The organism is Candidatus Methylomicrobium oryzae (assembly GCF_016745425.1).
Classification (GTDB): Bacteria; Pseudomonadota; Gammaproteobacteria; order Methylococcales; family Methylomonadaceae; genus Methylomicrobium; species Methylomicrobium oryzae.
The window spans coordinates 220,337-246,722 of the sequence record NZ_JAERVK010000002.1 but is presented as its reverse complement, the minus strand read 5'-3'; the positions used below and the strand labels follow the sequence as shown (position 1 = coordinate 246,722).

At 56.1% G+C, this 26,386-nt stretch carries 27 protein-coding genes, 1 pseudogene and 1 riboswitch; of the genes and pseudogenes, 14 read left to right on the top strand and 14 right to left on the bottom strand.

The features are described from left to right. The first annotated feature begins 225 nt into the window (after positions 1-225). The 5 genes and pseudogenes from JJL52_RS03210 (at position 226) to JJL52_RS21710 (ending at position 3,963) form a co-directional block, all read left to right on the top strand. Entirely contained in the window at positions 226-1,062 is an 837-nt protein-coding gene (locus tag JJL52_RS03210) for a hypothetical protein (RefSeq protein WP_202050949.1), read from the top strand. Between the two features lie 186 nt (positions 1,063-1,248). Further along, the gene (locus tag JJL52_RS03205; protein WP_202050948.1) at positions 1,249-1,518 is read left to right on the top strand and encodes a hypothetical protein; all 270 of its coding nucleotides are present in this window, start codon (positions 1,249-1,251) and stop codon (positions 1,516-1,518) included. Between the two features lie 234 nt (positions 1,519-1,752). Beyond that, positions 1,753-2,127 carry a helix-turn-helix domain-containing protein gene (locus JJL52_RS03200; protein ID WP_202050947.1) on the top strand — a complete coding sequence of 125 codons (375 nt, stop codon included), beginning with the start codon at positions 1,753-1,755 and terminating at the stop codon, positions 2,125-2,127. Between the two features lie 43 nt (positions 2,128-2,170). Continuing rightward, on the top strand, positions 2,171-3,397 hold the full coding sequence (locus tag JJL52_RS03195) for an IS256 family transposase (RefSeq protein WP_202050946.1): 1,227 nt from the start codon (positions 2,171-2,173) through the stop codon (positions 3,395-3,397). A 44-nt stretch (positions 3,398-3,441) separates the two neighbouring features. Next, positions 3,442-3,963: pseudogene (locus JJL52_RS21710) on the top strand (REP-associated tyrosine transposase). Between the two features lie 562 nt (positions 3,964-4,525). Here JJL52_RS21710 and thiC read toward each other — a convergent pair. From thiC to JJL52_RS03150, 8 genes are all read right to left on the bottom strand, one after another. Beyond that, a complete protein-coding gene (thiC, locus tag JJL52_RS03185) occupies positions 4,526-6,394 on the bottom strand; it encodes a phosphomethylpyrimidine synthase ThiC (protein WP_236994013.1) in 1,869 nt (622 codons plus the stop codon). A gap of 33 nt (positions 6,395-6,427) precedes the next feature. Then, positions 6,428-6,528, bottom strand: a riboswitch (TPP riboswitch). 77 nt (positions 6,529-6,605) lie between these two features. Next, positions 6,606-7,916 (bottom strand): histidinol dehydrogenase, encoded by a 1,311-nt coding sequence (gene hisD, locus JJL52_RS03180; RefSeq protein WP_202050945.1) that lies wholly within the window; start codon positions 7,914-7,916, stop codon positions 6,606-6,608. A 4-nt stretch (positions 7,917-7,920) separates the two neighbouring features. Then, complete coding sequence (gene hisG, locus JJL52_RS03175; RefSeq protein WP_202050944.1) at positions 7,921-8,553, bottom strand: ATP phosphoribosyltransferase; 633 nt, start codon at positions 8,551-8,553, stop codon at positions 7,921-7,923. Between the two features lie 9 nt (positions 8,554-8,562). Further along, complete coding sequence (gene murA / locus JJL52_RS03170; protein ID WP_202050943.1) at positions 8,563-9,828, bottom strand: UDP-N-acetylglucosamine 1-carboxyvinyltransferase; 1,266 nt, start codon at positions 9,826-9,828, stop codon at positions 8,563-8,565. Positions 9,829-9,876: 48 nt separating this feature from the next. Further along, positions 9,877-10,188, bottom strand: a complete 312-nt coding sequence (locus JJL52_RS03165) for an STAS domain-containing protein (protein ID WP_202050942.1) — start codon at positions 10,186-10,188, stop codon at positions 9,877-9,879. Then, the gene (mlaD, locus tag JJL52_RS03160; protein WP_202050941.1) at positions 10,185-10,658 is read right to left on the bottom strand and encodes an outer membrane lipid asymmetry maintenance protein MlaD; all 474 of its coding nucleotides are present in this window, start codon (positions 10,656-10,658) and stop codon (positions 10,185-10,187) included. Before mlaD ends, JJL52_RS03165 begins: the two co-directional genes overlap by 4 nt. Position 10,659: 1 nt before the next feature. Then, a complete protein-coding gene (gene mlaE, locus JJL52_RS03155; protein ID WP_202050940.1) occupies positions 10,660-11,442 on the bottom strand; it encodes a lipid asymmetry maintenance ABC transporter permease subunit MlaE in 783 nt (260 codons plus the stop codon). Between the two features lie 10 nt (positions 11,443-11,452). Then, positions 11,453-12,280 carry an ATP-binding cassette domain-containing protein gene (locus JJL52_RS03150; RefSeq protein ID WP_202050939.1) on the bottom strand — a complete coding sequence of 276 codons (828 nt, stop codon included), beginning with the start codon at positions 12,278-12,280 and terminating at the stop codon, positions 11,453-11,455. Positions 12,281-12,572: 292 nt separating this feature from the next. Here JJL52_RS03150 and JJL52_RS03145 point away from each other — a divergent pair, with 292 nt between their 5' ends. From JJL52_RS03145 to rapZ, 8 genes are all read left to right on the top strand, one after another. Continuing rightward, a complete protein-coding gene (locus tag JJL52_RS03145; protein WP_202051043.1) occupies positions 12,573-13,550 on the top strand; it encodes a KpsF/GutQ family sugar-phosphate isomerase in 978 nt (325 codons plus the stop codon). Between the two features lie 8 nt (positions 13,551-13,558). After that, a complete protein-coding gene (gene kdsC / locus JJL52_RS03140) occupies positions 13,559-14,083 on the top strand; it encodes a 3-deoxy-manno-octulosonate-8-phosphatase KdsC (protein WP_202050938.1) in 525 nt (174 codons plus the stop codon). Then, positions 14,080-14,646: an LPS export ABC transporter periplasmic protein LptC gene (gene lptC, locus JJL52_RS03135; protein WP_202050937.1), complete on the top strand. Its 567-nt coding sequence runs from the start codon at positions 14,080-14,082 to the stop codon at positions 14,644-14,646. The genes kdsC and lptC overlap by 4 nt, the downstream gene beginning before the upstream one ends. Positions 14,647-14,674: 28 nt before the next feature. After that, positions 14,675-15,151 carry a lipopolysaccharide transport periplasmic protein LptA gene (gene lptA / locus JJL52_RS03130; RefSeq protein ID WP_236994012.1) on the top strand — a complete coding sequence of 159 codons (477 nt, stop codon included), beginning with the start codon at positions 14,675-14,677 and terminating at the stop codon, positions 15,149-15,151. Between the two features lie 6 nt (positions 15,152-15,157). Continuing rightward, entirely contained in the window at positions 15,158-15,883 is a 726-nt protein-coding gene (gene lptB / locus JJL52_RS03125; RefSeq protein WP_202050935.1) for an LPS export ABC transporter ATP-binding protein, read from the top strand. Between the two features lie 28 nt (positions 15,884-15,911). Further along, positions 15,912-17,360 carry an RNA polymerase factor sigma-54 gene (locus JJL52_RS03120; RefSeq protein WP_202050934.1) on the top strand — a complete coding sequence of 483 codons (1,449 nt, stop codon included), beginning with the start codon at positions 15,912-15,914 and terminating at the stop codon, positions 17,358-17,360. 40 nt (positions 17,361-17,400) lie between these two features. Then, entirely contained in the window at positions 17,401-17,688 is a 288-nt protein-coding gene (gene hpf / locus JJL52_RS03115) for a ribosome hibernation-promoting factor, HPF/YfiA family (protein ID WP_202050933.1), read from the top strand. 100 nt (positions 17,689-17,788) lie between these two features. Continuing rightward, complete coding sequence (gene rapZ, locus JJL52_RS03110; RefSeq protein WP_202050932.1) at positions 17,789-18,646, top strand: RNase adapter RapZ; 858 nt, start codon at positions 17,789-17,791, stop codon at positions 18,644-18,646. Positions 18,647-18,831: 185 nt separating this feature from the next. On the opposite strand, the gene JJL52_RS03105 is transcribed toward rapZ, so the two are convergent. The 6 genes from JJL52_RS03105 to rluC form a co-directional block, all read right to left on the bottom strand. After that, entirely contained in the window at positions 18,832-19,605 is a 774-nt protein-coding gene (locus JJL52_RS03105; RefSeq protein ID WP_202050931.1) for a Mut7-C RNAse domain-containing protein, read from the bottom strand. A gap of 93 nt (positions 19,606-19,698) precedes the next feature. Further along, positions 19,699-20,376, bottom strand: a complete 678-nt coding sequence (locus JJL52_RS03100) for a response regulator transcription factor (RefSeq protein WP_202050930.1) — start codon at positions 20,374-20,376, stop codon at positions 19,699-19,701. 23 nt (positions 20,377-20,399) lie between these two features. Further along, positions 20,400-20,651 (bottom strand): PepSY domain-containing protein, encoded by a 252-nt coding sequence (locus tag JJL52_RS03095; protein ID WP_202050929.1) that lies wholly within the window; start codon positions 20,649-20,651, stop codon positions 20,400-20,402. 115 nt (positions 20,652-20,766) lie between these two features. Continuing rightward, positions 20,767-21,744 carry a signal peptide peptidase SppA gene (sppA, locus tag JJL52_RS03090; protein ID WP_202050928.1) on the bottom strand — a complete coding sequence of 326 codons (978 nt, stop codon included), beginning with the start codon at positions 21,742-21,744 and terminating at the stop codon, positions 20,767-20,769. A 7-nt stretch (positions 21,745-21,751) separates the two neighbouring features. Next, a complete protein-coding gene (locus JJL52_RS03085; RefSeq protein WP_202050927.1) occupies positions 21,752-22,399 on the bottom strand; it encodes an HAD-IA family hydrolase in 648 nt (215 codons plus the stop codon). Beyond that, a complete protein-coding gene (rluC, locus tag JJL52_RS03080; protein ID WP_202050926.1) occupies positions 22,383-23,345 on the bottom strand; it encodes a 23S rRNA pseudouridine(955/2504/2580) synthase RluC in 963 nt (320 codons plus the stop codon). The genes JJL52_RS03085 and rluC overlap by 17 nt, the downstream gene beginning before the upstream one ends. Before the next feature lie 522 nt (positions 23,346-23,867). Here rluC and JJL52_RS03075 point away from each other — a divergent pair. Next, the gene (locus JJL52_RS03075; protein WP_202050925.1) at positions 23,868-26,126 is read left to right on the top strand and encodes an Rne/Rng family ribonuclease; all 2,259 of its coding nucleotides are present in this window, start codon (positions 23,868-23,870) and stop codon (positions 26,124-26,126) included. The last annotated feature ends 260 nt before the right edge of the window (positions 26,127-26,386 follow it).

The following is a 26,386-nucleotide window of genomic DNA, read 5'->3' as shown; positions in this document are numbered from 1 at the left end:
ATGGGCATTCCTACACCATATTCAGTTGGAATGAATCTAACAGCGTCTTGCAAAAGAAGATTTTTCGGCACAGTTAAACAATTAAGTCTACCTTCCCAAAAATAGGAGGAATTTAGCGCTTGCCTCGCTTATTTAATCAATAATTTGCTGGGCTAGAGATAGCGTTGATAACAGGATGATAAGGCGGCTAGCGCCGTTAATATCGCATCACATAGGAGATTAAAGATGACATTTCGTATCTTTGGAACGATTTTACTCTCTACATTTTTTACAATGCCTGTTTTAGCTGATGATTACTGCGTTGTATGCCCAGATAGAAGCAGAGAAAAGTGCGAGTCACCATCATGGTGTGGCGGTGAATGCGGCGTAATATATTGCGGAGCATCTAACCCTAACTGCTCTGTTAGTTATTACGATGGACGCACATGTAAAGAAACTAGCCGTTTTCAAGCTGATCTTCAGGCATCTCAAATGACTAAGAAGAGTATCAATTCATCTGATCAGCAAGAGATCAAAATTACGATGAAAAAATATGAATGGAATAATTTGTTGGCAGAAATTGAAAGATCAGAAAAGCCTACAACCAATTGCTTTTTAAAGGATACCATAGGAGGCAATAAATGCAAATATGCACTCTCTGTATATAGAGTTAATCAGAATCGGGGAGATAAAGATTTATTCGATTTACCCACCGAAATCGTTATGCAAGGCTTCCGGATTTTATTGCCCGTTATCGGTGAAGAGGCATATAACTCTTACTCTTCAGAAGGGAATGAAGTATTTAAGCTAAATACTCATTCGGCCAAGGGCTTTGATAACTATATTTACTGTCGCCACGAAACAATTAGACATAGTCTTAACAAAGTTCGCGCCGACTGGAGTTACATTGGGGACAAGGGAGGTACGTTTGCTTGGCGTTTCGATCCGAAAGCATGGTTTGACGGTAGAGGTTGGGTTAGTGTCGATATTGCTTGGATCACTGTTCATCCTAACTTCGCAGCACAGGCACGCAGCGAAGGAAAATGCTGGACTGCACCTGGTAATTTACCTCCCCCATTCTAAAAAGAGTTGAGAAGAATACTTTTTGCTCTCCCTTTAAAAGAAATAAACTTAACATTGCGATCAATCGGAATACGGCCTAAAGTTTCTTCACGAGTTTCATCAAAGTATATGATTTTTCGGCTTCGGCCAAGCCCACTAAAGGCGGTGTCAGATTATCTTAATTGTTTGACGAATGGGAAATTAATAATGACTCAAGATAAGGGGATAAAAATGACTCTTAAAGTAGAAGCTTATGATTTAGGCTGGAATGTCAGGACCAATACAGGTTTGGTTAAAATTAAGCTGTCTAATCAGGAAATCGCTAAAATAAAGGTTAATAGTCTTGGCGATCTTGCTGGATGGGCAGCAATTTTATCTCAATCTTCCTTATTCATTAAAGATGGATGGATACATACAGGATCGGAGACTATTGGAAAAGCCTTCAGTGAAGGGGGCGAAGTTCCATTTCCGTATTAAGTACGGGAAGACGGGGTGACGATAGCGTAACCTCCCGTTTTTAAGAGAGAGGGATCGACGTTTTATCCTCAAAGTGACCGCCTGACAAACTGTCATTTTCAGAAGTCGTTTGCACCATTTTATTGGTTTAGAACCGCCTTGTGCAGAGGACTCTTGAGCCATCATAAATCAGTAGTCATCTGCACAGTGCTGGTTTATGCTTAAAACTCCTCTGCACAAAAATGAGGTTTAGGCATGGAACCCGATACACTTCCTGTCATTGAACAGGGTTTGCTCACACTGTCCGAGGATGCCTGGGAATTGGCAAGTCGACGGGCTCGTTTCATTGCCCCGTTGGCGGCATTGGAGCCCATCGGCCGTCAGGCGGCCGATGACGCCGCCGAGCAATTGGGCGTGTCCCGTCGACAAGTGTACTTGCTAATCAGACGTTATCGACAAGGCACAGGTTTGGTGACAGATTTGGCTCCCGGCAAATCCAGTGGGGGCAAAGGCAAGAGACGCCTGTCCGAACCGGTCGAGCGCATCATCAGCGATTTGATACATAAGCATTTCCTGACCCGGCAGAAATGCAGTTTAGCACGGCCGGAGGGTGTAAGAATTTTTGTGTAAAGGGCCATTAGGTAGGAAACTACCGTTCCGTAAAGGAGAAAAAATGACCGTATCAAAAACCATCCCGACCGAACTGCTCGATACCTTGCTCTCGGGCTATCAAAAACCCGAAGATTTGATTGGCGAAAACGGCCTGTTGAAGCAATTGACCAAGGCGCTGGTTGAACGGGCACTGGAAGCCGAAATGACCGAACACCTGGGTCATGCCAAGCACGAACCTGTCACCAATGCCGTCGGCAATACCCGCAATGGCAAGAGCCGCAAGACACTGAAAGGTGACTTCGGCGAATTACCGCTCGAAATTCCGCGTGATCGCCATGGCAGCTTCGAGCCGCAAATCATCACCAAACACCAATCCCGCTGGACGGGCTTCGATGACAAGATCATTTCGCTCTATGCCCGTGGACTGACGGTGCGGGAAATCCAGAGTCATCTGGAAGAGCTCTATGGTGCCGAGGTCTCGCCTTCGCTGATTTCCTCGGTCACCGACGCGGTAGCGGATGAAGTCAAAGCCTGGCAATCGCGTCCGCTCGAACCGATCTATCCCATCGTCTATCTCGATTGCATTCATGTCAAAGTGCGCGATACCGGTGCGGTGCGGGTGAAAGCTGTCTATCTGGCGATTGGCATCAATCTGAATGGTGAGAAGGAAGTTCTGGGGCTGTGGATCGCCCAAACCGAGGGGGTCAAGTTCTGGCTGCAGGTGGTTACCGAGATGAAGAATCGTGGCGTACAGGATATGTTTATTGCTTGTGTCGATGGCTTGAAAGGTTTTCCCGAAGCCATCGAAACCGTTTATCCGCAAACAGCTGTCCAGCTATGCATCGTGCATCTGGTGCGCAACAGTCTAAACTATGTCAGTTGGAAAATGCGTAAACAGGTTGCCGATGATCTCAAGCGAATATACCAGTCTGCTACCGTCGCTGAGGCCGAGCAGAAACTGGAGGAATTCGAGACGCAATGGAACGACGCTTATCCATCAATTGCCCAAATTTGGCGGCGCAACTGGGACCGGATCATCCCATTTTTCGACTATCCGCCGGAGATTCGCCGGATCATTTACACCACCAACGCTATCGAGTCGGTCAATATGAGCCTACGGAAAATCACCAAGAATCGGGGCTCGTTTCCCAGCGACGAGGCTTTATCAAAATTGTTCTATCTGGCGCTAATGAACATCAGTAAAAAATGGACCATGCCATTGCAGGACTGGAAAGCCGCTTTAAATCGGTTTAGTATTCAATTTGACGATCGGACGCTCAACCGTTAATAAAATCCCGTTTACACAAAATTCAGGACACCCTCGGTGGTGCGATGCCAAATTATCGGCGCAATTTCGTCGCGGGTGGCTGTTACTTTTTCACGGTCAATTTGCTCGAACGGCAACGAACCTTGTTGACGGACCATATCGATTTGTTACGGGATTCGGTCAGCCGGGTTAAGGTTTTATATCCCTTTTACATCGATGCTTGGGTGGTATTGCCGGATCACATGCACGCCATCTGGACGCTGCCGCCCGATACGGATGATTTTCCGGTCCGTTGACGCTTGATTAAGCTGATGTTTTCAAAAGGATTGCCGCGCATCGAACGCCTCTCATTCGTCCGCCGCCAACGCGCCGAACGCCGCATCTGGCAGCGCCGTTATTGGGAACATACCCTCACAACAGAACGTGATTATGCGAAACATATTGATTATGTTAATCCGTTAAAACATGGCTACGTCAAGCGAGTATGCGATTGGCCATATTCCTCTTTTCACCGCTACGTTCGCGACGGCATTCTTCCGATGGATTGGTACGGGAATGTTGAAGATTCGCTCAACGTTCCAGACTAATTTTGCATTGTTCCCGCGCTTCAGCGTAGGAATGCAGGCCCGGAACGCTTCGGCGTCCCGTCTACCAGGAAAGAATTCAGCATGTAGCCTCGATGAAGCCATGCGGAATCAAAGGAAATCGAAGCCAGAATTTCCTCGATTCCGCTACGACGCTTCATCGAGGCTACTTTATTGAAGAGAGCCAATTTTGGTCGATGCCGGAAAGAGCTGAAGACAGTGAATCTCGATATTGATTCTATAGAATCAATAAGACCATAAGATGCGCCGCATAGCATAGGATGTGCCGATGTCAGGAGGCGCATCATTCCAGATAGTTACAGGGGTAATGCTAACCCATTAGGCGGAACCGGTTTATATTCCTGATCACCTAACGGCATCCGCTCACCGTTATTACAGTTGAGTGACGCTTTGAAGATTTAGTAAAGGTACGCGCAGCGTACCCTACGTTTGCAGGGTGGAGATTGGCCGTTCCTCGAAATTGCTGCGGGGTTAGCGATGACGCAAAAGGTAGAAACGAGGGCGGTAAAGGGCGAGGCGGGGTTTTCCACCTCGCCCTTGGGTTTTATACCTTGCGATAAATATCCGCGCCTTCTTCGAGGAACTGCTTCGATTTCTCGTCCATGCCCTTAACCAAGGCTTCCTCTTCGCTCAGCCCTTGCTCGGCCGCATACTCGCGCACGTCCTGGCTGATCTTCATCGAGCAGAAATGCGGGCCGCACATCGAGCAGAAATGGGCGATCTTCGCCGATTCCTTCGGCAGCGTTTCGTCGTGGAATTCGCGCGCTTTTTCGGGGTCGAGGCCGATGTTGAACTGGTCTTCCCAACGGAATTCGAAGCGCGCTTTCGACATTGCGTTGTCGCGCGCCTGCGCGCCGGGATGCCCTTTCGCCAGGTCGGCCGCATGCGCGGCGATCTTGTAGGTCACGATGCCTTCGCGCACGTCCTGTTTGTTCGGCAGACCCAGGTGTTCTTTCTGGGTCACATAGCAGAGCATCGCGCAGCCGTACCAGCCGATGTTCGCGGCGCCGATTGCGGAGGTGATATGGTCATAGCCCGGCGCGATGTCGGTGGTTAAGGGACCCAGCGTATAGAAAGGCGCTTCGCCGCATTCTTCCAACTGCTTTTCCATGTTGACCTTGATCATGTGCAGCGGCACATGGCCGGGGCCTTCGATCATCGTCTGCACGTCATGCTTCCAGGCGATCTGGGTCAGCTCGCCAAGGGTTTCGAGTTCGCCGAACTGCGCCGCGTCGTTTGCATCGTAAATCGAGCCCGGACGCAGGCCGTCGCCCAGGGAGAACGACACGTCGTAAGCCTTCATGATTTCGCAGATTTCTTCGAAATGCGTGTATAGAAAGCTTTCGGTATGGTGCGCGAGACACCATTTTGCCATGATCGAGCCACCGCGGGAGACGATGCCGGTCATCCGTTTCGCGGTCAGCGGCACGTATTTGAGCCGGACGCCCGCATGGATCGTGAAATAATCGACGCCCTGCTCGGCTTGCTCGATCAGCGTGTCGCGGAAAATCTCCCAGGTCAGTTCCTCAGCCTTGCCGTTGACCTTTTCGAGCGCCTGATAAATCGGCACTGTGCCGATCGGCACCGGCGCGTTGCGTAGGATCCATTCGCGGGTTTCGTGGATGTTCTTGCCGGTCGACAAGTCCATGATCGTATCGCCGCCCCAGCGGATGCCCCAGAGCATCTTTTCGACTTCTTCCTCGATCGAGGAAGTGACAGCCGAATTGCCGAGGTTGCCGTTGATCTTGACCAGGAAGTTGCGGCCGATGATCATCGGTTCGAGTTCGGGATGGTTGATGTTCGCCGGGATAATCGCGCGGCCGCGCGCAACCTCGCTGCGGACGAATTCGGGCGTGATCACATCCGGAATCGAAGCGCCGAACGATTCGCCCGGATGCTGGTCTTTCCACAGTTCGCGCATCGCGTCCATCTTCTGGTTCTCGCGGATCGCGATGAACTCCATTTCCGGGGTAATGATGCCTTTGCGCGCATAATGCATCTGGGTGACGTTCATCCCGGCCTTCGCGCGGCGCGGCTTCCGGATGTGTTCGAAGCGCAGGTGCTGGGTGGCCGGATCGTGCAGGCGTTGATGGCCGTAGGCGGACGTCGGCCCGGCCAGTTCTTCGGTATCGTTACGCTCCAGAATCCAGTTCGCCCGGACCGAAGACAGTCCTTTCTTCAGGTCGACCGTAACGCTCGGGTCGGTGTAAGGGCCCGAGGTATCGTACACATACAGCGGCGGGTTCTTTTCCGCGCCGAAATGGGCGGGCGTATCGGACAGGGTGATCTTGCGCATCGGCACCCGGATGTCGGGGCGGCTGCCTTCGACATAAATTTTTTCCGAGGCCGGATAAGGATCGATTTTGACTTGGCTGACCGCGTCGGCGGTCAGATCTTTGAGGACGGCGCTCATTGCGTTTCTCCAACAACAAAAAACAGACAAGGCGCAAGGAAGTTAGGGCTTTCCTACGCCGGTATTAACCGGAATCAGGTTCAAAGGGTGATTCTCAGCCTGCCGCCGCGCGGCAAGCACCCCTAGCCTATACGGATTTCGCTAAAATAAAGTAAAACAGTCGGTTTTGCAAGCTCAGGCTACTGATCTGGCTAAGCATTGGCTCCGCCTTTTAACCGGCTTTGATCCGATATTCCGCAGAACGCGCATGCGCGGTCAGGCTTTCGCCTCGCGCCAGGATCGACGCGGTCTTACCGAGTTCGCTGGAGCCTTGCGGCGAGCAGTTGATCAGACTGGTGCGCTTCTGGAAATCATAGACGCCGAGCGGCGAGGAAAAGCGCGCGGTGCCGGAGGTGGGCAGCACATGATTCGGGCCGGCGCAGTAGTCGCCCAAGGCTTCGGCGGTATGGCGGCCGAGGAAGATCGCGCCGGCGTGGCGAATGTGTTCGCTCAACGCTTCCGGATCGTCAACCGACAATTCCAGGTGCTCCGGCGCAATCCGGTTGGCGACGTCGGCGGCTTGCAGCAGATTTTCGACTTTAATTAACGCACCGCGTCCCTGCAGCGAAGCCTCGATGATTTCGGCCCGCTCCATCTCCGGCAGCAGTTTGTCGATGCTCTGCTCGACCGCATCCAGAAACGCGCCGTCGTCGCTGATCAGGATCGCCTGCGCGTTTTCGTCGTGTTCGGCCTGCGAGAACAGGTCCATCGCGATCCAGTCGGGATCGGTCTTACCGTCGCAGATGACCAGGATTTCGGACGGACCCGCGATCATGTCGATCCCGACCTGGCCGAAAACCAGTTTCTTCGCGGTCGCCACATAAATATTGCCGGGGCCGACGATCTTCGCGACCGGCGGCACGGTTTCGGTACCGTAGGCCAAGGCGGCAACCGCCTGGGCGCCGCCGATCGTGAATACGCGGTCGACGCCGGCGATATGGGCCGCGGCCAGCACCAAGCGGTTCAATTCACCTTGCGGGGCCGGCACGACCATGATCAGTTCGGGGACGCCGGCGACCTTGGCCGGGATCGCGTTCATCAGCACCGACGACGGATAAGCGGCCTTACCGCCCGGCACGTACAGGCCGACCCGGTCGAGCGGGGTGATTTTCTGGCCGAGCACGGTGCCGTCCGCTTCGGTATAGCGCCAGGATTCCATCTTTTGATGCTCGGCATAGGCGCGGATCCGGCCGGCTGCGGTTTGCAGCGCCTTGGCCTGATCTTCGGGTACCGCGTCGAAAGCGGCTTTCAACTGCGCCTTGTCCAGCTCCAGTTCGGATGCCTGATTCAATTCGCGCCGGTCGAATCGGTTGGTATAGTCGATCAAGGCCCGGTCACCGCACGCACGTACGTCAGCGATGATCTCGAGTACCCGCTGATGGACCGAGAGGTCTTCGCTTTCGTTCCAGGCCAGCAGCCGGTCCAGGCTGGCGGCAAAGTCGGGCGAGGCGGCGTCGAGGCGGGTCAGGGTGATCTTGGGCATGGCGTTAACCTTTAGTGGCGAGAGTCGCTTCGAATTGATTCAGCAGTTCCACGATCGCGCGGTTTTTCATTTTCATCGCGGCCTTGTTCACGACCAGCCGCGAGCTGATGTGCATGATCAGGTCGCGCGGCTCCAGATCGTTCGCTTTCAGCGTGTTGCCGGTTTCGACCAGGTCGACGATGCAGTCGGCGAGGCCGACCAGCGGCGCCAATTCCATCGAACCGTACAGCTTGATGATTTCGGCCTGGATGCCTTGGTTGGCGAAATAGCGCTGGGCGATCTTCACGTATTTGGTCGCAACCCGGAGCCGCCGGCCGGACAAGGGGGGCGCGTCCTTGTGCGCGGCGGTCATCAGCCGGCAGCGCGCGATGTTCAGGTCGAGCGGCTCGTACAGGCTCTCGGCGCCATGTTCGAGCAGCACGTCCTTGCCGGCGATGCCGAGGTCGGCCGCGCCGTATTCGACAAAGGTCGGCACGTCGGTCGCACGGATGATCACCAACTGCACGTCCTCGCGCGTGGTTCGAAGGATCAGCTTGCGGCAGGTCTTCGGATCGTCGACCGGGGTGATGCCGGCGGCTTCGAGGAACGGCAACGCCTCTTCGAAGATCCGGCCTTTGGATACGGCTATGGTCAGCATCGGGCTACCTTAATTGGGTACGCGGCGGATCGTTGCGCCGAGTTGCTGCAATTTTTCTTCGATATGGTCGTAGCCGCGGTCGATATGGTAGATCCGGTCGACGACCGTATTGCCTTCGGCGGCGAGCGCGGCGATCACTAGGCTCGCGGAAGCTCTGAGGTCGGTCGCCATGACCGGCGCGGCGGTAATCTTGTCGACGCCGGTGCAGATGGCGGTATTCGATTCGAGCTTGATGTCGGAGCCCATCCGCTGCAGTTCCTGCACGTGCATGAAGCGGTTTTCGAACACTGTTTCGGTGATGATCCCGACCCCTTCCGCGACCGCGTTCAGCGCGATGAACTGCGCCTGCATGTCGGTCGGGAATGCCGGATAAGGCGCGGTGCGCACCGATACCGCCTTCGGCCGTCTGCCGTTCATGTCGAGCTTGATCCAGTCCTGGCCGGTCGAGATTTCGGCGCCGGCTTCAGTCAATTTTTCGAGTACCGCGTCGAGGATATCGGGGCGGGTATTTTTGAGTTTGACCGAACCGCGCGTGATCGCAGCCGCGACGAGATAAGTTCCTGTCTCGATCCGGTCCGGCATGATGTTGTAATGGATATTCTCGGCGGCGAGTTTTTCGACGCCTTCGATCGTCAGCACATCGGTGCCAATGCCGGAAATTTTCGCGCCGAGCGCATTCAGGAAATATGCAAGATCGGTCACTTCCGGCTCTTTCGCGACGTTTTCCATGATCGTAGTGCCTTCCGCAAGGCAGGCGGCCATCATCAGGTTTTCGGTGCCGGTTACGGTCACCTGTTCGAGCACCAGGCGGCAGCCTTTCAATCTTTTTGCGCGAGCCCGGATGTAACCGCCTTCGACTTTGATTTCCGCGCCCATTTTCATCAGGCCGTTCAAGTGGATATCGACCGGACGAGTACCGATCGCGCAGCCGCCGGGCAGCGAAACATGGGCTTCGCCGAAGCGCGCGAGCAGGGGGCCCAGCACCAGGATCGAGGCGCGCATCGTCCGAACCAACTCGTAAGGCGCTTCGTAGCTGTGGATGAAGCGGCTGTCGACTTCGATGTTCAATTTTTCGTCGACGAGCAGGCGTACGCCCATTCGGCCGAGCAGTTCCATCGTAGTCGTGATGTCGTGCAGGTGCGGGATATTGCCGATGGTAACCGGAGATTCCGCCAGCAGGGTCGCAGCCAGAATCGGCAGCGCGGCATTTTTGGCGCCGGAAATACGCAATTCGCCGGCGAGAGGTTTGCCGCCGGTGATGATCAGTTTGTCCATAGGAGATTTGTAAACAATAGATTCGGTAAGAAAGTTATGGCGCCGGCTTCATCCGAGATGGACCGCGAAATGCGCGTCCTGGTCGAAACCGCTCAGCCGTGCCAGGCTCAGCAACTGTTTCGGCACGTTGCTGAAACGGAGCAGGATGCGTTTGGCCCGGCAATATTTAATCCATTCTATCATCAACGCCAGGCCGGCACTGTCGGTATTCCGGATCTGGCCGAGATCGATCGTGATCTCCTTGTTGGCGGTCAAAAAATTCAGCGATTTGACCGCCTGCTTGTCGATCGTCGCGAAAGTCAGATCGCCTTCGACGAGATAATGGCCGGCACCTTTGTCGATGATGTTCAGTCCGCTCATTTCTTGGCCTTTTCTTCGGCCGATTTGAACAGGAACTGGCCGATCGCTTTTTCGAGAATGATTGCCGACTGGGTAATCTCGATCTTGCTGCCGTCCTGCAGGTATTCGTCGGAACCGCCCGGTTCCAGATTTACGTATTGTTCGCCGAGCAGGCCCGCGGTAAAGACGCTGGCGGTCGTGTCGGTCGGCAGGTTCTCGTATTTCGAGTAAATCGCCATTTCGACGACCGACTGGTAAGTCTTGGGATCGAAGCTGATCGATTTGACCTGGCCGATCTTGACGCCCGCGGCCGATACCGGCGACTTGACTTTCAGTCCGCCCGAGTTTTCGAAGCTGGCGGTGACCGTGTAGGTGTCTTCCTCGACGAAAGTGCTCAAATTGCTGACCTGCAGGGCCAGAAAAAACAGGCCGGCAATACCGGCGGCGACAAAAAGCCCAACCAGGGTGTCCTGGGTGTTGCTGTGCTGCATGTTAATCGTCTCCAAACATGAGGGCGGTCAGAATGAAATCGAGACCCAAAATACTGAACGCGGAATTCACGACGGTGCGGGTGGTGGCCCGGCTGACGCCTTCGGAGGTCGGCACCGTGTCGTAGCCTTCGAACAAGGCGATCCAAGTCGTTACGAAACCGAACACGAGGCTTTTGATGACACCGTTCACGATGTCGTCCTCAAAGTCGATATTCGCCTGCATCTGCGACCAGTAGGCACCGTCGTCGACACCGAGCAGACCCGTGCCGACCAGTTGTCCGCCGACAATGCCGACCGCGCTGAACAAGGCCGCGAGCAGCGGCATCGCGATGAAGCCGGCCAGAAAACGCGGAGTGATGATCCGCTTGATCGGATCGATCGCCATCATCTCCATCCCGGAAAGCTGCTCGGTCGCCTTCATCAGGCCGATTTCGGCGGTCAGCGCGGAACCGGCGCGGCCCGCAAACAACAGGGCGGTCACCACCGGGCCGAGCTCTCTGACCAGCGAGGCGGCCACCATCAGGCCCAGGGTTTCTTCGGCGCCGAAATCGGACAGGATGTAATAGCCTTGCAGGCCCAGCACCATCCCGACGAAGAGTCCCGAAATCACGATGATCAGGAACGACAATACGCCGACGAAATAGATCTGGTTGACCACCAGGCGCGGGCGCAGCGCCATGCTCCCGATGCCGGCCAGGGTATCCAGCAGAAAATAGGAGCCTCGCCCCAGCTTGGTGAAGCCGGTCGTGGTTGTCCTGCCCAAAAAATTCAAAAACTTAATCATCGTCCGAAAATCAGTACCGCCGTCCTGTCGAGACCAGGTCGTCGAAATAGTCTTTGGCGGGATAGTGAAAATGCACCGGACCGTCGGCCGCCCCGGTGATGAACTGCTGCACCCACTCGGACGGGGATTGCCGGATTTGCTCGGGCGTTCCCTGGCCGGCAATCCTGCCTTCCGAAATCAGGTAGGCGTAGTCAGCGATCGCCAGCGTTTCCTGCACGTCGTGCGAGACGATGATACTGGTCAGGCCGAGCGTCGTGTTCAGCGATTTGATCAGATGCACCAGCGCGCCCATCGAAATCGGGTCCTGACCGGTAAACGGTTCGTCGTACATGATCATCATCGGATCGAGTGCAATCGCACGCGCCAAGGCGATCCGCCGGGCCATCCCGCCGGACAGTTCGCTCGGCATCAGGTTGCGTGCGCCGCGCAGGCCAACCGCGTGCAGCTTCATCAGCACCAGGGTGCGGATCATCGACTCGGGCAGATGCGTATGCTCGCGCAAAGGGAACGCGACATTGTCGTAAACGCTCATGTCGGTCAAGAGCGCGCCGCTTTGGAACAGCATGCCCATGCGCTTTCTGAGATTGTACAATTCCGCCCGCTTAAGCCGATGCACATTCAAACCGTCGACGTGAATCGAGCCGGAGGCGGGCGCCAACTGGCCGCCGATCAGTTTCAGCAGGGTCGTCTTGCCGGTGCCGCTGGGCCCCATGATTGCGGTGATTTTGCCGCGTTCGATCGACAGCGAAACGTCGTCGAAGATTTTTTTCTCGCCGCGGGAAAACGAAAGATTGCGCACACTGACCAGATTGTCTTGTTGTTTTACGCGGTTTTCCATGCGCAGCTTCAAATTGGGAATGGCAATACGAACCCTATATTCTCACTGAATAATCCTTATAAAGTCAATATATTATCCTGAATTGGCGGTGCCGCACCGCCGCCGGCCGGGATACCGGGTTTCTTTCGCATCCTGTGCGGTTTGGCAATCAACTACCTGCGAACGCGCCTTCCTAATTTTCACTGTCCGCCTATAGACCATTACCGGCCGACTCATGGCATAATGTATGCTTTATGTTTAACCGATGCTCGTCAATGATTTTAATCCTGCGGCCCGGCCGCCGCCCCGGCAGATGATGCTGCACGATCAGGAACTGCGCGCTTTGGCATTGGCAGTGATCCAGGTGGAGGCGCAGGCCGTTGCGGCGCTGGCCGAACGCATCGACGAGCATTTCACCGCAGCTTGTAGGCTGATGTTTGCCTGCACCGGCCGGGTCGTCGTAACCGGGATGGGCAAATCGGGCCATATCGCCGGTAAAATCGCCGCGACCCTGGCCAGCACCGGCACGCCGGCGTTTTTCGTGCATCCGGGGGAGGCCAGCCACGGCGATCTCGGGATGATTACCCGGCAGGATGTAGTGCTGGCGCTGTCCAATTCCGGCGAAACCGAGGAAGTGTTGACGATCCTGCCGATCATCAAGCGGCTCGGCGTGCCGTTGATTGCGATGACCGGCAATCCGGCATCGACCCTGGGCTTGCTGGCGACCGCGCATATCCATGTCGGCGTCGCCCAGGAGGCCTGCCCGCTCGGCCTGGCACCGACATCGAGTACGACCGCCGCGCTGGCGATGGGCGATGCGCTCGCGGTTTCACTGCTGGAAGCGCGCGGCTTTACGCGGGACGATTTCGCCCTCTCGCATCCGGGCGGCAGCCTCGGCAAGCGCCTGCTGCTCCGGGTCAGCGACATCATGCATACCGGCGCCGAGATGCCGGCGGTGCGTGAAAATGCGTTGATCAGCGAAGCGCTGCTCGAAATGACGCAAAAAAAGCTGGGCATGACCGCGATCACCGGTGCGGACAACAAGGTGGCGGGCATTTTCACCGACGGCGACTTGCGCCGCATGCTCGCCAGGAACTTCGATATCCATAAGACCCGGATCGCCGAAGTGATGACCGCGAACTGCACCACGATCGGCGGCGATACGATGGCGGCCGAAGCAATGCGGATCATGGAACAAAAACGCATCAATGCGCTGATCGTAACCGATCCGGGACGCCGCGCGATCGGCGCCTTGAACATGCACGATCTGATCCGGGCCGGCATCGTTTAGGAGCACCCATGCAAGCAGTGATTGAAAAAGCCCGAAAGATCAAATTATTGGTGCTCGACGTCGACGGCGTCCTGACCGACGGCCGGCTGCTGTTCGATTTTTTCGGCAACGAATATAAGTTTTTCCATGCCCGCGACGGCCACGGCATCAAGCTGCTCAAACGCACCGGCGTGGATATCGCGATCATTTCCGGGCGCAAGTCCAAATCGGTCGCGCTCAGGATGAAGATGCTCGGGATCCAGTACGTCTACCAGGGCCACGAGAACAAACGCCACGCCTTTGAAGAACTGCTCGGCAAAACCGGGCACACACCCGAACAGACGGCCTATGTCGGCGACGATCTGCTGGATTTGCCGCTGATGGTCCGGGCCGGCCTCGCGGTCGCGGTAAATGACGCGCATCCGGACGTGAAGACTCGCGCGCACTGGAGCACGACACTGCCCGGCGGCCGCGGTGCGGTGCGGGAAGTCTGCGATTTGATCATGCAGGCGCAAGGCAATTACGATGCGATTTTGAACAGTTACCTGCAATGAGGCTGCGCCATTTACGCATCCATGTCTATTTGGGCGTGCTCGCCCTGTTGAGCTGGGGCCTGGTCAGGCTGACCGTCACCGAGGAAGGCGGCGTGATGGTGGTGCCGCCGCACAGCCCGGATTATTTCAGCGTCGGCTACCGCAAATGGGAGATGGGCGAGGACGGGCTGCTGAAGAACCAATTGACCGCCGACAGGATGACCCATTACAGCGACGACGGCACCACCCATTTGGACAAACCGCTGATGATTTTCCATAATGAAACGGCGCCTTCCTGGGTGATCAATGCGGAAGCGGGTATTTTGTCCGCCGACGGCAAGGATCTGCAATTGAACGGCAAGGTGAAGGTCGAGCGGGCCGCAGGCAAAGGCGTGAAGCCTCTGCTGATCAACACCTCGAATGCCAGAGTCAAACCCGAAACGCATTACGCCGAAACCGACGAATGGGCCGAATTGATCAGCCCGCCCAACCGTACCGTCGGCGTCGGCATGAAACTGGTCTTCGAGCAGCCGGTGCATTTGCAGCTGCTGTCGAAAGTACAGGGTAAATATGAAACCAAGTAAATTTTGCGGCTTTTTAAGCCTTTGTCTGATGCTGTCCGGTTTATACGGAACCGATGCGTATGCGTTGGCAACCGATTCGGAGCAGCCGATCACGATCGATTCGAATACCGCGACCTACGATGACAAGGCCGCGGTCAGCATCTATACCGGTGACGTGATTTCGGTTCAGGGCAGCATCCGGGTCAACTCGGACAAACTGGTCGTGCATTTTGTCGACGGCGAGGCGGAAAAACTGGTGTTTACCGGCAACCCGGCCCATTTCAAGCAAACGCCGAGCCCCGGCAAGGAAGACATCATCGGCGACGCGCTGATCGGCGAGTATTATCCCAAAAAGAACCTGCTGGTTCTAAAAGACAACGCCACGGTCAAACAAGGCAACGGCACTTATAAAAGCGATTATATCGAGTACGACATCAATACTTCGCTGGTCAAGGCCGGCGACAAATCGACCGATTCCAAGCGCGTGCGCGTGACCCTGCAACCGAAAGCGAAAGCCAAGAAATAAACCGCGATGACCCGACTTACCGCCAGCCAACTGATCAAGAACTACAATCAGCGCCATGTCGTGAAAGGCGTCTCGCTCGAGGTGGATACCGGCGAGATCGTCGGCCTTTTGGGGCCTAACGGCGCCGGCAAAACGACCAGCTTTTACATGATGGTGGGCTTAGTCAAGGCCGACGGCGGCCGGATCGCCCTCGACGACCTGGACATTACCCATCACCCGATGCACCTGCGCGCCCGCTTGGGCATCGGCTATCTGCCGCAGGAAGCATCGATCTTCCGCAAGCTCAACGTCGCGGACAATATTCGGGCCGTACTGGAACTGCGCGGCGACCTGAGCCGCGGCGAGATTGATCTGGCCATCGAAAACCTGCTGGAGGAACTGCACATTCCGCACCTCCGGAAGCAAATGGCCATGAGTCTTTCGGGCGGCGAACGGCGGCGTCTCGAAATCGCCAGGGCACTGGCTACCAATCCCCGCTTCATCCTGCTGGACGAACCTTTCGCCGGCGTCGATCCGATTTCGGTCGAAGACATCAAAAACATCATCGTCCATCTGAAAGACCGCGGCATCGGCATCCTGATCACCGAACACAATGTCCGGGAAACGCTGGGTATTTGCGACAGAGCATATATACTTAATGACGGCAGGGTCATCGCCGAAGGCGGGGCCGATGCGATTGTCGCCAACGAAGAAGTGCGCAAAGTGTATCTGGGCGATAAGTTTAGTCTTTAAATCCGAACGCTTACCTTAACTCACCGCCATGAAACAGTCGCTCCATTTCAAACTCGGCCAACAAATGACGATGACGCCGCAATTGCAGCAGGCGATCCGTCTTTTGCAGATGTCGACGCTCGACTTGCAGCAGGAAATCGAGCAGGCGCTCGAATCGAACATGATGCTGGAACTCGGCGAAGACGAGAATAGTACGCCAATACTCGAGCCGGTACCGGAAAAAAAGGTCGACAACTCCGACACGGTCACCAGCGAAGGTTCGCTGACCGACATCCCGGACGAATTGCCGGTCGATTCTTCTTGGGAAGACACTTTCGACGCCACACCCGAATGGAGCGGCAATGACGGTTCGGACGAACATGATTTCGAATCCCAGCGCAGCAAATCGTCGACGCTGTATGACCATCTGTTATGGCAGGTCGATCTGACCAAGTTTACCGAACGCGACCATGCGATTGCGCTCGCGATCATCGATTCGGTCAATGAAGAAGGGTATTTAACTGCCGGCATTGAGGAAATTTTCGAAGGCCTCTCAAGCCAGATCGAAGAGCTCGATGTCGACGAAGTGAAGGCTGTCCTGCACCGGATTCAACATTTCGACCCGCCCGGCGTGGCGGCTGTCGACCTGGCCGACAGCCTGCGCCTGCAACTGGAGCAGTTGCCTTCCGATACGCCTTACCGCCCGGAAGCCTTGCGCATCGTAACCCAATATCTGGATCTGTTGGCTACGCAGGAACGCAACAAACTGATGCGGAAACTGAATCTCGGCGAACAGCAGCTTGCCGCCGCGGTCGCATTGATCCGGACTCTCGACCCGAAGCCCGGCGCCAAAATCCAGGAGGCCGAATCGAGCTATGTGATTCCCGACGTCTATGTCGCCAAACGGAACGGCCGCTGGCAGGTCAGCCTGAATCCCGACATCGCGCCGAAACTGCGGATCAATCCGTACTATTCTTCGATGATCAAACGCGCCGACGACAGCAAGGACAACGTCTGCATGAAGGACCATCTGCAGGAGGCGCGCTGGTTCATCAAGAGCCTGAACAGCCGCAATGATACGCTGCTTCGGGTCGCGCGCAGCATCGTCGAAAAACAGACCGGCTTTCTCGAACACGGTTCGATCGCAATGAAGCCGATGGTCTTGAAGGAAATCGCCGAAGAACTCGAACTGCACGAGTCGACCATCTCCCGGGTCACCACCCAAAAATACATGCACACGCCGCGCGGCATCTACGAATTCAAATACTTTTTCTCCAGCCACGTCTCGACCGAAGGCGGCGGCGAATGCTCGTCCACCGCGATACGCGCCTTCATCAAGGAGCTTATCAGTAACGAAAATCCGGCAAAACCGCTCAGTGATAGTAAAATAGCCGAACTGCTGCAAGAAAAGGGCATTCAAGTCGCCCGCAGAACCATTGCGAAATATCGCGAAGCCATGCTGATCGCCTCATCAAGCGAAAGAAAACGCATTTTGTAGGTTTCCGCATAATAATCATTTAACAATAGAGGAGTTTAATATGCAAGTTATCGTCACCGGCCATCATCTCGAAATCACCGACTCGCTGAAAGCGCACGTGGATTCGAAATTTGAAAAGCTGGCTCGCCATTTCGACAACGTGACCGACGTCCATGTCATACTGGCCGTCGAAAAGTTGATTCACAAAGCCGAGGCGACTCTGCAGATCAGCGGCGCAAAGTTGTTCGCCGAAGATCAGCAGGACGACATGTATGTTGCGATCGACAATATGGTCGACAAACTGGACCGTCAAATCATCAAGCACAAAGAAAAGCATTTGGGGCATTGATCCAAGCGGGTGCAAGGCGAAAGGCGCGAGTAAGAGGGAGTGGTGCCGCCGCGCAAACTGCCTGCCTTGAGCCTTGTACCTTAAACCTTTGGCCTCTCCCATGAAATTATTGATCGTCAGCGGACTGTCAGGCTCAGGCAAAAGCATTGCCCTCGATACATTGGAGGACTGCGGTTATTATTGCATCGACAACCTGCCGGTCTCGTTACTGGACGATTTCATTACCCGCGTGATGCTGACCGATAAGGTCACCTACGCCAAAACCGCGATCGGAATCGATTCGCGGAACCCGTCGGATAGCCTGCTGAATTTTTCCGAAAGCATGAACGTGATTCGCAAGAAAAAAATCGATTGCGAAGTGATTTTCATGCAGGCGGAGGAGTCGGTGCTGCTGAAGCGCTACAGCGAAACGCGCCGAAAACACCCGCTGACCGATCTCAATACCCCGCTCAAGGAAGCGCTCCGGATCGAAAAGGAAATGCTGACCCCGATCGCGCGCTATGCGAGCTTCGTGATCGATACCAGCCGGACGCATTACCACGAACTGCGCGAACTGATCCGCAATCAGATCGGCGAGCGCGATACCCGTCAAATCTCGCTGCAGTTCCAGTCCTTCGGTTTCAAGCACGGCATTCCGCTGGACGCCGATTTCGTGTTCGACGCGCGCAGCCTGCCCAATCCTTACTGGCTGCCCGAACTTCGGGGCTTGACCGGCAAAGACGAGGCGGTGATCGAATTTCTGAAAAGCCAGCCGCTGGTAAACGAGTTTTACCAGGACATCGTCGGTTTCCTCGAACGCTGGGTTGTCCGTTTCGAAGCCGAAGGCCGCAGTTATCTGACTATCGCGATCGGCTGCACCGGCGGTCAGCACCGCTCGGTCTACCTGATCGACTCGCTGGCCAGGCGTTTTCGCAGCCCGTTCCCGAATGTGATCGTCAGGCACCGGGAATTGCATTAAGGATTGTCGAGACCTGCCAGGCTTTAAAACCTGGCAGGTGTTGACAATGCGGATCGTCAGGCTCATTGTTTCCACGTTCTGGGCTCATCGTGGAAAGACGCTGAAGGAAACTCTGCGTCCCGAACCGCAACGGTTCAGACCGTATTCTCACACAGAGCGTGGAATGAGGAAAGCGAAGGCCGTATCTACCGAAGATATTCGGCAAAGCGCTGCCGCATGTGATCGATATGCGATCCTTCCCAATACACTTTCCCGCAAGCCGGGCAACGGCAAAAGCGTTCGTAATACAGCCGGGTTTTCGGCTCCAGCAAATCCATCACCGCCCGTTTTTCGACCGGCTCGATCAGAGCATTGCAGGCCGTGCAGCGGCTGAACGGCTTCAGCTGATTGGCCAGATCGAAGCGTTTTACCACCTCGGCGAGCTGATCCAAAGGCTTGACCGCCCGCACCCAATAGCCGTGCGTGACAGCTTTCGCGTACAGCAGGCGCCGGTCGCGAGTCAAAATGATGCGCTGCTGCTCGACCGAAACGGCCACGATTTCCTTGTCGTCCAGCGCGTCGGCAAACAGCGTATCGAAACCGAACAGCCGCAGCAATCGGGCCAGCTTGCCCAGATTCACGTCGACGACGAAGGCGGTACCGCGCAGCGGCGCCTCGCGCAGGCGGACGATGGGGGAAATGTCGAAGCTTTCGAATACCGGATAAACGGCAACCCGGTCGGCGTTTTTGAGACGGTAGCCGAAGCCGACCGATTCGCCGTTCACGACGATCAGATCGACCTCGGTATGCGGCACCCCGAGCACTTCGATCGGATCCTTGATGCCGGGATGGCCGTTGAAGCGGTAAATCAGCGTTTGCTTACGCTGTTCCGGGCGCAAAAAATCGTTCAGCTCTTCGTAAAAACGGAACTCGGCAGCACTTTCAAACCGGCAGTCCGGGTTAGGGGACGGGCTTTTCATGGGAGGCGGGATTAACCGTCAAGCAAACGGAAGAGGGAGACGCAAGCCCAGGCCGGTGCGCCTCGCATTGAGGCAATTGGCGGCACAGGCCCTTCAGGAGGGCTCCAGCGGAATTCGGTAGCCGCGTCCGCGCAGCGTCTCGATCGGCTTGCGGGTGCCGTCAGGATCGAGTTTTTTTCTGAGACGTCCGATGAAGACTTCGATCACATTGCTGTCGCGGTCGAAATCTTCGTCGTAAATATGCTGAGTCAGTACCGCTTTCGAAATCAGCTCGCCCTTCCGAAACATCAGATATTCGAGCACCTTGTATTCGTAAGCGGTCAGCTCGAGCTTGACGCCGTCGACGCTAACCTCCTGCGCGACCGTGTCGAGCTGGATATTGCCGTGGGTCAGAACCGGATGCGCCTGGCCGACCGAACGGCGCAGCAGGGCGTTGAGGCGCGCCAAGAGCTCTTCGTAGTGGAACGGCTTGACCAGGTAATCGTCCGCCCCGGCTTCGAGCCCTTCGACTTTTTCCTGCCAGCGGCTGCGCGCGGTCAGAATCAGGATCGGCACGGTCACTTTGTCCTTGCGCAGGCGCCGGATCAGTTCTATCCCGGAGAAATCGGGCAGGCCGATATCGACGATTGCGGCATCGACCGGATATTCCTTGGCCATAAACAAGCCGTCCCGGCCGTTATGGGCCTTATCGACCGCGAAACCTTTGTCGCCCAGAAACTGCTGAATCTGATCGGATAATACTTGTTCGTCTTCGACTACCAGAATACGCATGAGGACTCCGTTTACTGCGCTGATCAGCCCAAGAATGCGCCGGTTTCGGCGTCGATCCGGAAGTAGCGGACGCGTCCGTCGGGCGTCAGCACCTTGATCACATGCACTTCCCTGCCTTCGATCATAATCGTCTGCGCGCCCAAGACACGGTGGTTGCCGCTGCCGAGCACCTGGCGGGTTGCCTGATCGAGGCTGATTCTGACCATGAAATCATCGGCTGCGGCATGGCCGGCTAACGCAGCGCATAACAAAAGCAACACGGGTAACTGTCTCATAATAATCCGGACGCCGGCATGCGTTCCCGAAGGCGGGAGCGGCATGCCTTCAACTGAAAAAACGGTTAATTTGAAGTTAATATTAACCCAACTGGCTGAATAAGCCATGAACCGGTTATTTCAGTTGCCAGTTCTGCATCACGCTGCCGATCGCATGCCCGAACGAAGTACCCAGCTTGCCGGCCAACCGGTCCAGCACGCTTTCCTGCTCGGTGAAATCGACCAGCTTTTTCGCGCCGATGACCTCCTTCGCGACCGAATCGTCGCTGCCGTAGGCATCGGCGATGCCGAGCCTAAGGCTTTCCTCGCCGGTCCAGACCAGGCCGGAAAACAAATCCGGCGAATCCTTCAGGCGGGCGCCGCGGCCGTCTTTGACGGCCTTAATAAACTGCTGGTGCACCTGTTCGAGCAGGTCTTGCATAAACCGCGTTTCGTCTTCCTTGCGCGGCGAGAACGGATCGAGCATCGCCTTATGTGCGCCCGCCGTCAGTACCCGCCGTTCGATACCGAATTTCTGCATCGTTTCGACAAAGCCGAAGCCGTCCATGATCACCCCAATCGAGCCAACCAGACTGGCCTGGCTCACGAAAATCTTGTCGCTGGCCGAAGCAATGTAATAGCAGCCCGAGGCGCAGATATCGCCGACCACCGCATAGATCGGAATCTTCGGATATTCTTTCTTCAGCTTGCGGATCTCTTCATAGACGTAATGCGACTGCACCGGACTGCCGCCGGGCGAATTCGCATGCAGGATCACGCCTTTGGTATGCTCGTCCTTGACCGCTTTGCGCAGGCTGTCGATGATCGAATCGGCATTCGCCGCCTTGTCTTCCGCAATCATGCCGATCACCTCGACCACTGCGGTATGCTCCTTATCGCCGCCGCCGATACCCTTCTTCAGTCCCGGCAGAGCGACGATGCCGAGCAGCACGGTCAGATACAGGAGCGTCGCGGACTTGAAGACAATGCCCCAACGCCGCGCCCGGGCCTGCTCCTCGATCGCGGCCAGCGCGACTTTTTCGAGCACGGACCGTTCCCAACCCGTTTCGCCCGAGGGATTCGCGCTCGCTTTGTCCTGTTGATTTTCGTTCATGGTCACCTCAAATGATATTCAGCAGTTCCGCCGGTTGCCGTAAGCATAGCAACGGTCGGTATTGTTGCAGGATTTCTTCGGAATGTGCGCCGCAGCAAACGCCGATCGCGGATATTTTGGCATGTTGCGCCATTTGCAAGTCGTGAATCGAATCGCCGATCATCAATGTCCGTTCGGGCGCCGTGTCGGCATGAAGCATGATTTCCAACAACATAAGGGGATCGGGTTTGGAAGCGGTTTCGTCCGCGGCGCGGGTGGTATAAAAAAGCGTTTCGGTTCCGGTCGCCTCCAGCGCTTTTTGCAGTCCGGCCCGCGTCTTGCCGGTCGCGACCGCTAGGCGGTAGCCCGCCTCGTTCAATTCTTCCAGCATATCCCGGACGCCTGCGAACAAATCGCCGGGCCCCAGGGTCCTGGACGCATACTCTTGACTGTAGGCCCGCACTAATTGTTCCCGAAGTTCAGGGCCGGCCTCGGGAAACAGGGTATCCATCGCGCGGACGATGCTGAGGCCGATCACATCCTTCGCGGCTTGAGGAGGCGGAACCGGACAGCCGAGCCGGTCGGCGGCCGTCTGCAGGCAATGCACGATCCAACCGATCGAGTCCATCAGCGTGCCGTCCCAGTCGAAGATCAATAACTCAAACCGGTTCTTCATGGTCCAGCAGTTCCTGCAGTTGCGGCGGCAAAGGCGCTTCGAAGCGGATCGGCTTGCCGGTGGCCGGATGCTCGAAAGCCAGTTCCCGCGCATGCAGGAACATCCGTTTGTAGCCTTTGCCGTGAAAGGTTTTGTTGACCTCCGCCAAGCCGTAACGTTCGTCGCCGACGATCGGATGACCGAGCCAGGCGGCATGCACCCGGATCTGGTGCGTGCGACCGGTTTTCGGCGACGCTTCGATCAGGGTCGCGTTCTTGAACAGCTTCAGGCGCCGGAACATCGTTTCGGCTTCCTTGCCCGCCTGGCTGACGACCACGATCCGCTCGCCGCCCTTGCTGACGTTCTTCAGCAGCGGCGCGCTCACAACCATTTTCTTCCGCGCCCATTGGCCGGCCAACAGTGCCAGGTAGGTTTTGTGTATATGATCGTCGCGAAACAGCTCGTGCAGCCTGCGCAAGGCACTGCGCTTTTTCGCGATGATCAGGCAGCCGGAAGTGTCCCGGTCGAGCCGGTGCACCAGTTCCAGGAATGTCGCCTCCGGACGAAGCCGGCGCAAGCCTTCGATGATTCCGGCGTCGACGCCGCTGCCGCCGTGCACCGGATACCCGGCCGGTTTGTTGATCACCATGAAGCCTTCGTCTTCATACAGAATCCCGCGCTGCAGCGCATCGCGCAAGGTTTGCGGCACAAAGCTCGTCTGCTCGGCTTTTTCGGCGACCCGGACCGGAGGGATTCTGACGATATCGCCGGTCATCAGCCGGTAATTGACGTCGACGCGGCCTTTATTGACGCGCACCTCGCCTTTGCGGACGATCCGGTAAATCCGGCTTTTGGGAACGCCTTTCAGGCGGGTCAGCAGAAAATTGTCGAGGCGCTGATCGTTGTTGTCTTCGGTGATTTCGACCAGCTGTACGGTAGGCAATAAGGGTTCGGAGTCTTTATTCATGCGGCAAATGATACCAGCATTACGGCCGGATTAATTGTTTAAATTGATGTCAAGCCATAAGGTTGTTATATTAGGCTGGCTATAGTATAAGAACTTCCCTTTTCCCGGCGGATTTCCATCCGGAAAGCCGCCCCGAACCGCCGTCAAAAAGGTCAGCCGAGGGCGCAAGTCATTGATGGCGAAGAATTCCGGGCATATGCCCCCGCGAATAGCAAAACGATTAAAAAGAACGATTTATAACACCTGTTGAAGACAGAATTTACCGTCAAGACGATAGAAAGACAGCATGGCAAGTGTTTAGCTTGAGATGATTCTAATCCGGCCGGCCTTTTGGGCGCCGAATCTCCGGGCAGGGAGCAAAGTCCCTCGACTCCGTGAACAAGCCCTGCCAAGCCAAACACGTTGGAGGCCGCAAACGCCCAGGATTCGATGCGTTTTGCCGAGCCGGACCAGCCAAGGGACAACAATCAGTCTGCAAGAGTAAAGTCTGACCAAGGAGCAGGATACAAACAAGGATACAAAATGAAAAGAATGCTTATCAATGCCACGCAGGCGGAAGAATTGCGGGTCGCTTTGGTAGATGGTCAAAAGCTTTATGATTTTGATATAGAGGTTCCTTCGAAAGAACAGAAAAAATCGAACGTATACAAAGGCATCATTACCCGGGTCGAGCCGAGCCTGGAAGCCGCTTTCGTCAACTACGGCGCCGAAAAACACGGCTTCTTGCCGTTCAAGGAAATCGCCCCCGCCTACCGTCAAAGCGCCGAAGAAGGCGAAAACGAAGGTGGCGGCCGCAAATCGATCAAAAACCAGTTGAAGGAAGGCCAGGAAATCCTGGTCCAGATCGAAAAGGAAGAACGCGGCAACAAGGGCGCCGCGCTGACCACCTATATCAGCCTGGCCGGCACCTATCTGGTGCTGATGCCGAACAATCCCAAGGCCGGCGGTATTTCCCGCCGCATCGAAGGCGAAACCCGCAGCGAACTGCGCGAAGTGATGGCCGCGCTCGAAATTCCGGACAGCATGGGCCTGATCGTACGCACGGCCGGCTGCGGCAAAAACGCCGAAGAACTGCAATGGGACTTAAACTACCTGATGCAGCTCTGGGAAGCAATCGAGCGTTCCTCGACCGAGCAGACGGCGCCGTTCCTGGTGTTCCAGGAAAGCAATGTAATCATCCGCGCGCTGCGCGATCATCTGCGCGGCAACATCGACGAAATTCTGATCGATAACGAAGAATCGTTTCACCTGGTCAAAAACTTCCTGAAGCAGGTGATGCCGCATTTCCTACCCAAGGCCAAGCTCTATCAGGATTCGGTGCCGCTGTTCAGCCGCTACCAGATCGAATCGCAGATCGAACTCGCCTACGGCCGCGAAGTGCCCTTGCCTTCCGGCGGGGCGCTGGTGATCGACCATACCGAGGCATTGACCTCGATCGACATCAACTCGGCCCGTGCGACCAAAGGCAGCGACATCGAGGAAACCGCGCTGAACACCAACCTCGAAGCCTGCGACGAAATCGCCCGCCAACTGCGCCTCCGCGACTCCGGCGGTCTGTTCGTGATCGACTTCATCGACATGATGTCGAGCAAGAACCAGCGCGCGGTCGAAAACCGGCTGCGCGAGGCACTCAAGATCGACCGGGCCAGGATTCAGCTCGGCCGCATTTCGCGTTTCGGCCTGCTCGAAATGTCGAGGCAACGGATGCGTCCGTCGCTCGGCGAGTCGACCCAGCTGCCCTGCCCGCGCTGCAAGGGCCAGGGCACCATTCGGAATGTCGAATCGGTTGCGCTGTCGGTGCTGCGGATCATCGAGGAAGAAGCGATGAAAAAAGGCACCGAAAAGGTGATTGCGCATCTGCCGATCGACTGCGCGACCTTTTTACTGAACGAGAAACGCAACAATATTGAGCAGATCGAAAACCGACTGAAAGTCGACATCATCATCCTGCCCAGCAAACATCTGGAAACGCCCGCCTACGATATCGAGCGGATCAAGGAGAAAGATGCGGTTGAGGAAAAAGTCAGCTACCAACAGATCAAGGCCGAGGAGATTGCGCTGCCGGAATTTGCGCAACAGGCGAGACAGCGCGTCGAAAAAGCCGCGATCCGGGAGTTTCTACCCGAATCGCCGGCGCCGATGCAGAACCGAAGCGAAGCAGCCAGCCTGATCAAGCGCTTCTGGCACAAACTGGTCGGCTTACCAGAACCACAGCCACAGCCGGTCGAGACGCCCGTCAAGGAAAAGCCGGCGCCGACGGCGGAGAGAAACAAACCGTCGCGACACGACAGGAACAAAAAGCGGCAAGGCAAGGAACAGGCAGAAAGACAACAGGAGTCGCGCCCGCCGCGTCCTCCGCGCGAACCGCAGAAGCCAACCGAACAGCAAAAGCCCGAATCCTCCGAGCCGACATTGGAACTTGGCGTGCAGGCTTCGGAAACGGCGGCGGTGGTGCCTGATGCCGAGATGCAAATCGTTGAGACCACCAGCACCAACGGCAACGGCGAGCAGAAAAAATCGTTCAACGGCAAGCGCCGCGGCCCGCGCCGCCGTTCGAGACATGCCGGGCAAAGAAGGCAGGAGACGAATGGCGTTGCCGGAGAAGCCGGCGTTGAAGCAGCCGGCCATCAAGAGGCTCCTGCGCCCAAAAACGATTTTATTCCCAGCGCCGATCTGCAGCTGGAGGCCGCGCCGAAACCGGAACGTCCGCGCCGTACCGAGGCTGAACCTGCCCCTGTTGCAGTGGAAAATGCACATTCCGAATCCGGCGCTGATCGCTGACGCCAAGACATGGCGGGTTTTCGGCCCGCCATGGCTTTATCAATCGGCATTCGTTGCCGACGCTATCGGTTTCGAACATTTTTACGGTCCGGCTAATGCGGCTCGGATTGCCTGATCGGACATCTCGATTTCTCTCTCCACGGAAAACCCATTCGGAAAAAGATGCCATTCGCGATTTTATAGCGCCGGCCGAGCGAATGCCGCTTTGCCGGCGCCGTTTTCCGGATAAATTCCCCTGTTTTTCTGTCTGATGGATTGTA